This is a genomic window from Pseudonocardia nigra, from assembly GCF_019396355.1.
Taxonomy (GTDB): Bacteria; Actinomycetota; Actinomycetes; order Mycobacteriales; family Pseudonocardiaceae; genus Pseudonocardia; species Pseudonocardia nigra.
Window position 1 is genome coordinate 1 of record NZ_JAHKRK010000528.1, and the last position, 845, is coordinate 845.

The 845-nt window shown below is 70.3% G+C and carries 1 protein-coding gene; it reads left to right on the forward strand.

Features of this window, described 5'->3' with window-relative positions:
- Positions 1 to 146: 146 nt before the first annotated feature.
- Positions 147 to 845 (forward strand): tyrosine-type recombinase/integrase (locus tag KME75_RS42030; RefSeq protein WP_372452775.1); only part of this gene is annotated, 699 nt, incomplete at its 3' end.

Sequence of the window (845 nt, forward strand, 5' to 3'; positions counted from 1 at the left end):
CATCTGGAGCTGGCACTTGTTCACCCGACCGGATTTTGCCTGCGACCTGGCCGTAGCGGTCCTTCCTGGTCGTCGTTGGTCTTCGCGGTGGCTCGCTCGTTCTCCAGGTGCTGCCTTGAACTTCGAGGCGTGAAGAAGGTGGGCCGGTGGTCGGGCCGGGGCTGCGGGTGATCGAGGGCGGTGTGCTGCCCGCCGGGGTGTTGCCGGCGGATCCGTGGGAGTTCCAGGCCGAGTGCGTGGAGGCGTTCGTCGCGTCGTGGCGGGCGCGCGGGTTCAGCCCGGTGACCGTCGAGAACGACACCGGGCTGCTGGAGCGAACCCTGACCGCCTTGGGTCGCCCGGCGTGGGAGGTGACCGCGGAGGACATCGACCGGGTGGTCGGCGAGCTGGCGGTGGCCGGGCGGGCGGCGTCGACCCGGCGGGAGTATGTGCAGATCTTCAAGGGCTTCCACCGGTTCCTGCAGGCCCGTAAAGCGGGCGAGATCGAGACCGCGTTCGGGGTGCGGCTGGTCTGCCCGGTCGATGAGTTCAACGCGTCGCGGCATGTCGGGGACGACTCCGCGGCGGTGTTGCCGCCACCGACCCCGGAGCGGGTGACCGAGTTCTTCGAGTTCTTGAAGACCCGGATCGCGACTGCCCGCAAGTACGCCCCTGCGGCACGGGACTATGCGCTGTTCCGGACGCTGTATCACGCTGGGCTGCGCTCCGAGGAGGCCGCGCTGCTGGAGCGCTGCGACGTGCATTTCGGCCGGGGCCCGTTCGGGAAGCTGCATGTGCGGTTCGGGAAGGGGGCGCGGACCTCGGGGCCGCGGCCGCGGTGGGTGCCGATGCTGGACGGGCTGGAC